This window comes from Desulfobulbaceae bacterium (assembly GCA_015231515.1).
GTDB lineage: Bacteria > Desulfobacterota > Desulfobulbia > Desulfobulbales > VMSU01 > JADGBM01.
The window spans coordinates 1-8,688 of record JADGBM010000118.1; the positions used below are offsets into that span (position 1 = coordinate 1).

Below are 8,688 nucleotides of genomic sequence, written 5' to 3' on the forward strand. Positions count from 1 at the left end.
AAATCACGTTGCCTAGAGTTTCCAGACGAAATAAGACGGGAAAAACCAAGACGCTTCATGGCTGTTAAAACAGCATCAATGTGCCCATGGGCAGGTGAGCCATCTTCAATAATCTCAAAAGCCTCTTGCGGTGAAACTAAATTTTCTCCCTTGAGAGAACGACGTAAAGTTTCAACAGAGTGTGTTGGCAAACAAGTCAGATTTGCGAGAGTGCGGTTTTTCACCTTACCATTTTCACGAAAGCTCTCCCTGAGCAAAATGGCCGGTGGTGAGTTTCTATTTGGAACGTTTATAATATACATAACTATACAAATAGCACACAATTCGTTCTATGGCAAGCTATTATTAATATAGTTTTGATATTTACATGACTACAACATTAGGCCCAAAAAAGCAATTTCATGCAGTTAATCACTTGAAATTAGGTTGTTTTTTAATGGTCAGGCTTGTGTTCTGGGCTGGAACTTCAGCTTAACAAATGGCACCATGATCAGCTTTCCAGCACAGATTCTGATGGGTTTCGCAAAGCTCAACCAAACGGATTCCTACTGTTCAAACGCAACCATCAGACCATCAAATTCTGCGCAAAGGCGATGATCGGCATTATCATCTTGGGCAGGATTCCCGTATAAAAAAGGATGAGTAAGAAAATAAAACCGTAGGGCTCTATCCGTGCGTAGCTCCTGGCAATATCTGGAGGCAATAGCCCCGAGAGAATTTTGCTTCCGTCAAGGGGTGGGATGGGCACCAGATTAAACACTGCCAGCACGATATTAATCCATACACTGGCCGAAACCATTTGCAACACCGGCAACAACACAACGGCAGGCACAAGGTGCAAAAAAAGCGTCAGCACTTTCAGCAACAAGGCACTGGCGACTGCGGCAACCAGATTTGCCCCAGGTCCGGCGAGTGACACCCACAACAAATCATGCCGTGGATTTTTGAAGTAGGCCGCATTCACAGGGATCGGCTTGGCCCAGCCAATCTTCAAGATAATGAAGCAAAGCACGCCAAGTGGGTCAATATGCTTCAAGGGATTTAAAGTAAGTCTTCCCTGATTAAAGGCGGTGGGATCGCCGTACTGATAAGCCACATAGCCATGGGCATATTCATGAATTGTCAGGGCGAAAAGCAGGGGCGGGGCAAGTATAATAATCTGTTGGATGATAGTCATTGTCTGTATTTTTCAAATTAGCGCTCTGCGAGCGGATAGTATTTTCTCACAAAGTCCACCTCTTCCTGGCGGCTGCCCACGATACCGTCAAGTTTGGCCTCCAGGAGATGATTTAGAATTTTAGCGTATTTCGGCCCCTGCTTATAGCCCATTTCCCGCAGGTCATGACCATGCAGAAAGGTTTTCTCATCCCGTAAATTGGTGACATAGAGAGAGACCGCTTTCTTCCCTGATTTTTCTTCCATAACTGCCATCAAAAAAAGCAGGGCTTCAGTGCTCAAACCTTTTAACAGCCAATACACCTCACTTATCTTCAAGGGTGGCCCCTTAGCAGTAATTTTGGCTGGGTCAGGCGTTTTAAAGGCCGTGGCGGTACTTTTCCCGGAATCTCCAGGCTCAATATCAAGAAATCGTTTCAGCAGGACTTTTTCAATTTTACTGACCGCAACCTTATTTTTTACCAAGCTCACCTTATACCGTTCCGGCACACTGAATTTTTCAAAGAAAGCCACCACCTTTTTGGCGCTTAACTGCACAGTCAGAGCCATAATAAAGACCTGCCACTGTGAAAAAGGCTCATCGAGATAGAGAAGTTTGTACCAGGCTACCGTCCGATGCGTTTCACGCAAAATATCTTTAAGACGCTGGTTTAACAGTATGGATTTATCCAGGAAACCAAGCAACTTAAGCTTATCCATCCGATAGATCGCCGGAAGGGGGTTTTCTTCCGATAAAATCCACTGAAGTTCATGGAAAAACCGCCCGCCGGTAAACCTGCCATACATATCCATTTTGATCGCCTTTTTCATCAGGCGTTCTGTTAACTTTCCCAGTGAAAAACCGAGGCGCTGTTCAAAGCGGATCGCCCTGAAAATCCGAGTCGGGTCCTCCACAAAACTCAGATTATGCAGCACCCGAATCTGGCGATCACGAATATCGTTTTGGCAATTAAAAAAATCCACCATAATCCCGAATTTATCGGAATTTAAGTGGATAGCCAGGGCGTTAATTGTAAAATCACGACGGTAAAGATCGAGTTTAATGGAACTTAACTCAACCGTGGGCATAGCAGCCGGATATTCATAGTATTCGAGGCGGGCTGTCGCCACATCAATACGAAAGCCATTTTTCAACTTAACCACAGCCGTGTTGAACTTTTCATGGGCCCGCACCGTGCCATCAAGCTGTATCGCCAGATGTTTGGCAAAATCAATCCCATCACCTTCAACAACCACATCGAGGTCCATATTAGCGGTATGCCGAAGCAGGTCCCGCACAAACCCGCCGACGGCATAGGCTGAATATTTATGCACTTGGGCCACTTCGCCAATAGTCCGGAGCAGCGTTATCATTTCGGCAGAGAGGCAGTTAACCATTAACGCGTTTAGATTACGGTTTCGTTCAATTGCCGGAGAACTGGTTTTACTTAATGATATCGAACTGTTGTGTGCTGGATCATCTACCAGAACACTGATCAGATCCGTTCGGGTAATTACCCCTTTAATCCGCTGCCCTTCAACAACAGGGATGAACCGCTGTCTGTTGCCAATAATCACTTCCTGGATCTCGGCCAAGGTTGCCTCTGGTGCAAGCGCAACGAAATCAGTACTCATATAGTCAGAGACCGGAAAATTTCCCAAGCCGTGATAAATAGCCTTTTCAACTACACGCCTGGAAATAATGCCCAGCACCTTTTTCTTGTCAAGCACCGGCAGCACAGTGATACTATAGCGGGTCAGCATCGTGTTGGCCTGCTCAATACTGACATCGGGGCCGACCGAAATAACCGGTGACGACATCAGATCTTTTGCCAACCGTATTGGGTGGACATATTTATGCAAAAGCACAATCAGCTTCTCATCCGCCTCAATCAAAGTCATGTCTTTAATCGTGGAAGAGGCCGCAGAGGCGTGTCCGCCCCCCCCAAACTCCATGGCTATTTTTCCAGCATTCACCTCAGGAACCCGGCTTCTGCCTATCAAATAAACCCGCTCACCCATGCTGGCTATGGCAAAAAGGGCGTTAAGATTTTCCATCACCATAAATTTACGAACCAGAAGGGCAAACTCGTCGATATATTCAGGCAAGCTGATGCGGGCAATGACTATATCAACGCCATGAATCGTGTAGGTGGAGGCCGTATTGATCATTTCGTTTAAGATGCCCAGATCCCGGCTGGAGAGCTCCATAGAGATAAACTGAGCGACAGGTGTTACCTGGGCGCCCTGCCTGAGAAGCCAGGCCAGCGCCTCAAGATCTCGCGGGGTGGTGGTGTCAAAGGTAAAAGAGCCGGTATCTTCATGGATGGCCATCGCCATCAGGGTTGCCTCTTCCTCGGTCAGAACAATCTTTTTTTCCTGAAAGATCTCAACAAAGATCGTGGTAGTAGAACCAACATTCTCTACAACTTCATACGCGCTGGACAGATCGCCAGGCGCCCTAGGATGATGGTCATAAATGTGCACAACAAGACCATCATTAACAAGACAATCAGCAAATCTACCAAGCCGATTCTGCTGACGGGTATCAACGATGATCAGCTTAGTAATCTCAGCGATATCGATATTTTTAAGACGTTGAAACTCGTGGGGCAGCTGGGTATGGGCAAGATAGTCACGAACATTGCGCTCCTGGGACCCGGAAAAAACCATAATGGCCTCAGGGTAGAGCTTATGCGCCGCCACCATAGAGGCCAGGGAATCAAAATCAGCATGCAGATGGGTGGTGATAATTTCCATAGGTTCATTCTAGCCATAAAAACTGATCAAAGCACAGGAAATATTGTTCTCTGTATTTGTTCACCTACAGTAGGTTTTTTGGCCACTGAACCACACGGAATGACACGGAAATTAAAAAGCATACGTTTCTTTGGGGGGATTTAGAACACCATCGTCACCAAAAACAGGAGACACCCCTTAACCCTTAACCCTTAACCCTTTCAGTGTATTCCGTGGCCCAAAAGATTCAACAAGTATAGTCCCCGCAGCTATTTAAACAGCTGCAGGTACTCGCCGTAGCCATCGGATTCGAGTTGATCCACGGGCACAAACCGCAAGGCAGCTGAATTTAAGCAGTATCGTAATCCTGTGGGTTCTGGACCATCGTTAAAAACATGCCCTAGATGAGAATCACCCTTCTTGCTGCGCACCTCAGTACGAACAGAGAAAAGTTTTCGATCTGTTCTCTCAACAATATTTTCCTTAACAAGAGGCCTGGTAAAGCTTGGCCAGCCGGTGCCGGATTTATATTTATCAATGGAGCTGAACAGCGGCTCTCCAGAGACAATATCCACGTAAAGGCCAGGCGCCTTGTTATCCCAATAGGCGTTATCAAAAGGCGGCTCAGTGCCTTCATTCTGGGTGACCTCATATTGCAAAGGAGTCAATTTTTTTCGCAGATCATCTTCGTTCTTACTCATCTCTTTCTCTTCCCGAGCAGCCCATACTTTTTCAAGAAAGGTATCTCGTCCTGAACCAGCCCGGTAATACCCATAGCGCAGCGGGTTTTTCTTATAATAATCCTGGTGATAGTCCTCGGCCGCGTAAAACTCCGTAGCTGCCTGTATGGGTGTTATAATCGGCTTATCAAAGACGCCACTTGCAGCTAACCGTTTCTTGGAAGCCTCGGCTATGGTTCTTTGTTGATCACTGTTATAAAAAATAGCCGATGAATAGGCGCGCCCTCTATCGACAAACTGACCACCATCATCGGTTGGATCAATCTGACGCCAGTATACATCAAGAATCTCATCGTAACCGATCTTTGCCGGGTCAAAGATCACCTTGACCACTTCGAGATGCCCGCCCTGGCCATAATTGTCATAGTTTGGGTCTTTACTGGTACCGCCACTATATCCAGAAATAACTGCTGTAACCCCATCAAGCTTTTCAAAAGGCTTTTCCATGCACCAGAAACAGCCCCCAGCCAAGGTAGCCTCTTCAAACCCAGAATTCGATGACGCCTTGTCCGAAAGTGACAATAGTCCTCCTGCGACAAAAATTACCAATAAAAAATATGTACTGTTTAACATAAGCCACCTCCATCTGTTTCGTATTTCATGCTGCCCGTTCTTTACGATATACGATAAGGATGATTCTACATATGTGTACTGTTTTTTCTACCTACAAAGACAGTTTTGAAGGCGCTTCAGAACAGGCGGCATCCCTTGAAGAAACGTCTGCCTCCATGGAAGAGATTTCAGCTGCCAGTCAAGAGACCTCAAAAATTGTTAAAACTACGGTTGTAGAGGCTCTTATCCAGCTTGCTTGCTGGGAAAGATCAAAATCCCCCTATTCTAAAATGCAGTTTTCAGTGTGCTTCTGTGTGTTTCCGTGGCCAATAATCAAACTGTGCTAGGCTGATCTAAAGAGTGTTTGGCAGATTCAGTAAACTGCCTGGCAAGTGGGTGTGCTTGGTCATCAAGTGCGCCAATAACCAGATCAACCACCTCAGAAGGCAGTATCTCTTCAACTGGAGACGCAGGGACATAACCAATCTGGGCCTCATCATCAACATGATGAATTAAGCCGCCCTGATTCAACCTGTCAAGCACCGCAGAAACTTCTCCAGGCGTATATCCAGGGTGTCTTTCGGCAAGTTCAGCAATGGTCGCCACCCCACGACCCTTAAAATCAGCACCAATTACGTCAAGCAAAGAAAATGCAAGCGACAATTCCCGACCGGGACTCAACTTAGGCCGCTGCCAGTTGTAATCACGCCAGACCTGACAGGCAAACGAGGCCTCGGCCCCGGCTAAAAATATTATCCAGGCAATATTGAGCCACAACAAAAACAGCGGCAAGGTGGCAAAAGAACCATAAATGGCATTGTAGCGAGCCACCCCAATCTGCATCTTCACATACAGTCCCTGTACTGCAAACCAGCATAAGCCACCCACAATACCTCCAACAAGTGCTGGCCCCATCCTGACCGTAGTGTTCGGCAGAAACCGGTAGAGAACCACAAAGGTACCCACCACAAATACTGTTGGTAAAATCTTGATCGCAAAACCAGTCAGCCAGTCGATTGGCATAATCTGGCTGACAGCGGAGAACAGGGCCTGATTCTGAATCATTGTTTCGGTGGCCAGAGCAAGATTCACTGACAGCGGCAGCAGAATCATTAAGGCCAGATAATCCATCAGTTTCCGACCAAAAGGCCTGCCCCGACTGGTCTGCCAGATAACGTTCATGGATTTTTCAATACTGCCAAGCACACTCAATACAGCCAGCACTAGACCGACGACTCCAAAAGCCCCTAAAGCAGCAAAATCAGTCTTGTCAACATAGTCAAAAATCTGATCGGCTGCCCGGCGCAGATGGCCGGCAAGCTGCGGATCCTTAGGCGGTGACGAAGTACCATGAAGGCTCTGAGAAGCAATTACCTCCTTTTTCTCTGGAGATGGGCCAGCCTGTTGTTTAAGAGGGCCGTCCGGGTCACTTTCCAGGACATCCGGCTGGGCATCACTGCCAGAATCAAGCTGATCGATAAAACGATAGGCCGCCTGACGCATCTGATCCCCGGCACCAAGCCCTTTTAAAACAGCGGTGCCTAAGGCCAGGGTCGGAACAAGGGAGAGAACAATCGTGAAGGTTAGAGCACTTGCACGTAAGGGGATACTATCGCGCTGAAATTCGCGAAAGAAAATGGTGATGATTCGCAAGAAAATCCGGATAAAACTTGAAGGGCTCGAATTTTCTTTGGTGGGAGGCTTCCATATCCAGGCAAAAATGCCGGCAAATGCTGCGGCTGCGATGCCGGTTCCGGCCGAATCGTTGTCCAGTTCCATGTTTTAAGAGTCCTGAGTTTTGAGCTCTGAGTTGCACACCCACCGCCCAAAACTCATAGTTCTCATTTTGCCACAGACAGATTTTTCTCAACTACCCACATCAGCCAGTCATACTGCTTATCGGAAAAATTCTTTCTTTTCTGCTCCACAAAGGTTTGCAGGGGGCCTTCCGAATTAAAGGTCACAGAATAAAACCCTTTCGAATAAGCGCCATGGCCAAGCAGGGAAATCTTGCCGCTACCTTCTATACCAACCATCAGATCGTGATTTTTATAAGTTTTAGAATCTCCAATAACTGAGATGGTTCCGTATTTTTCAGTCTGCACATAGTTATAAAATACAACGCCGACAATCACCAGTAGCACCAACGCGACAGTCGAGGTAACCTTGGTGGCGCGACTAAAGACATGGGGGTTAAAAATATCTTTGGAGGAAAAAGGTATATGTTGCTTAATAGCAGAGGTTATATCTTTCTCCCTGGCAAGCATCGGCTTGACCACCATCCCGGTATAATTTTCGATGTCTGAAATGGCCGCTTCATCGGAAGCATCCATCATCGCCAGACTAAGGATATTGCTGGGCTCCTTTGATAACGGTGCTACAGTATATTTCTGGCATAAATACCTGGGGAGAACGTTTTTAACTTCCACAGAAAACTCATCATCGATCTTGATAATCGGCACATCAAGCTGGCCAGATAGCACTTCCAGGAGCTGATTATCTGTAATCGCACCCATTTTTATGAGAATATATCCAAGTCGTCGATTGCCACCCACCTGAATCCGCAGGGCTTCATCAACCTGCTCAGACTTCACTAAACCTTTCTTTACTAAAAGATCACCTAAGCGCATTCGCTTTTCCATAAACACCCTCCCGAAAAACCTTCACATTTTCCCTGTCATTGTTGACAGCAAAAGACTTCTTCCTTGGACATATAGGATATCGCACTACGAAAAATTAATCCAATAAAAATATCTTTACATCCGTTCTGTTTCAAATAAAATCAGAGGGATTGAGAAAATATTCAGCGTGTTGTGCGATCAAGGTTGGCCAGTCAACTGCTTTTTCTGTCGAATTCAGGCGTATAACGGAAAGATGGAGATGCGTCGGTACTATGCCTCCAGGAGCGCAATAACCCAGGCATTGACCAGCTTTGACTGTCGACCCGATTCGTAAATTGAGGTCAGGTATGCTGTGAGCTGTGGTAAAAATTTGAGCGGTTATTCTACTAAAAAAAGGAAATCACCCTGAATCTTTTTTGATTTATGATAGCTTCATGTAAATGTACTATTTCCAAGAAAAAATCACCCTAAATCCCCCTTCGAAGTCTCCTGCGTCGCTTATCTAAAAAGGGGGACCTGGGGGGATTTTGATTGCCTTTTACTCCAGAGGCCCAGCCCAGCAGTGCTGGATAAGAGCCTCTACTTTTGTCGTCACCCCGGCAGGTAGTAAGCCGGGGTCCATTCTGTTCTCTTTACTGGACCCCGGCTTAAAGCCTGCCGGGGTGACGGCTTGCGGAATATTAGTGCTAATCATAAAAATAATTACTTACCACCAGTTTTGGATAAGTTATCGGCACTCAACCAAAACTACTGATTTTGTTACAGAAATATCCAATTCCCCGTAAATATTCGGCTTGAGCTAAAAACAGTTAAGTAGTAACATTTCCTCCTTAGCGGGTGTTTTTCCTCAGCCCCAAAGGGGCGTAACATACTAGCCCAGG

The 8,688-nt window shown here is 46.4% G+C and carries 8 protein-coding genes; 1 reads left to right on the forward strand and 7 read right to left on the reverse strand.

The genetic code is table 11. The features are described from left to right. From HQK80_13815 to msrB, 4 genes are all read right to left on the reverse strand, one after another. Nucleotides 1–302: transposase (locus HQK80_13815; GenBank protein MBF0223279.1), on the reverse strand; the 302-nt coding region annotated here is incomplete at its 3' end. Nucleotides 303–565: 263 nt separating this feature from the next. Beyond that, complete coding sequence (locus HQK80_13820) at nucleotides 566–1,177, reverse strand: site-2 protease family protein (GenBank protein ID MBF0223280.1); 612 nt, start codon at nucleotides 1,175–1,177, stop codon at nucleotides 566–568. 17 nt (nucleotides 1,178–1,194) lie between these two features. Further along, nucleotides 1,195–3,915, reverse strand: a complete 2,721-nt coding sequence (locus HQK80_13825; protein ID MBF0223281.1) for a CBS domain-containing protein — start codon at nucleotides 3,913–3,915, stop codon at nucleotides 1,195–1,197. Between the two features lie 248 nt (nucleotides 3,916–4,163). Continuing rightward, on the reverse strand, nucleotides 4,164–5,207 hold the full coding sequence (gene msrB / locus HQK80_13830; protein MBF0223282.1) for a peptide-methionine (R)-S-oxide reductase MsrB: 1,044 nt from the start codon (nucleotides 5,205–5,207) through the stop codon (nucleotides 4,164–4,166). Nucleotides 5,208–5,278: 71 nt separating this feature from the next. Here msrB and HQK80_13835 point away from each other — a divergent pair, with 71 nt between their 5' ends. After that, the gene (locus HQK80_13835) at nucleotides 5,279–5,533 is read left to right on the forward strand and encodes a hypothetical protein (protein ID MBF0223283.1); all 255 of its coding nucleotides are present in this window, start codon (nucleotides 5,279–5,281) and stop codon (nucleotides 5,531–5,533) included. Here the strand turns inward: HQK80_13835 and HQK80_13840 are convergent. From HQK80_13840 to HQK80_13850, 3 genes are all read right to left on the reverse strand, one after another. Then, a complete protein-coding gene (locus HQK80_13840; protein MBF0223284.1) occupies nucleotides 5,520–6,965 on the reverse strand; it encodes a YihY/virulence factor BrkB family protein in 1,446 nt (481 codons plus the stop codon). The genes HQK80_13835 and HQK80_13840 overlap by 14 nt on opposite strands. 62 nt (nucleotides 6,966–7,027) lie before the next feature. After that, on the reverse strand, nucleotides 7,028–7,828 hold the full coding sequence (locus tag HQK80_13845; protein MBF0223285.1) for a hypothetical protein: 801 nt from the start codon (nucleotides 7,826–7,828) through the stop codon (nucleotides 7,028–7,030). Between the two features lie 517 nt (nucleotides 7,829–8,345). Then, nucleotides 8,346–8,501, reverse strand: coding sequence for a hypothetical protein (locus HQK80_13850; protein ID MBF0223286.1), 156 nt, complete (start codon nucleotides 8,499–8,501; stop codon nucleotides 8,346–8,348). Nucleotides 8,502–8,688 lie beyond the last annotated feature (187 nt).